Below are 281 nucleotides of genomic sequence, written 5' to 3'. Positions count from 1 at the left end.
GTGGTATCGCCATCGTTATCGGTGGCCGTCACACCCAAGTTCAGATTAACAACATCACTCGCTGATTGATCAATCGGGCCTGTGACTTCAACCGTGTATGAACCATCCGTTGCGATAGTCACCACCATCACTGGCTTATTATCACTATCAACAACAGTCAGAACATTACCTGAAACCGTAAATGTTGTTGCTTCACCGTTACTGGTGATTGTATTTAAACTCGGTTGGTCGGCATTGAAATCAATGTGGTGAATAGCATCAGAGCCAACATCAAGAGGCAC

The 281-nt window shown here is 45.2% G+C and carries 1 protein-coding gene; it reads right to left on the bottom strand.

Annotated elements, in window-relative coordinates; translation table 11 throughout:
• Window positions 1-281, bottom strand: a 281-nt coding sequence (locus VXS03_RS20190; RefSeq protein ID WP_327765541.1) for a hypothetical protein, incomplete at both ends; no start/stop codon positions are given.

The sequence above is a fragment of the Photobacterium sp. S4TG1 genome (genome assembly GCF_036040035.1).
Taxonomy (GTDB): Bacteria; Pseudomonadota; Gammaproteobacteria; order Enterobacterales; family Vibrionaceae; genus Photobacterium.
Note: the sequence above shows the minus strand (reverse complement) of the source record. Positions and strands in the feature narration are given on the sequence as shown.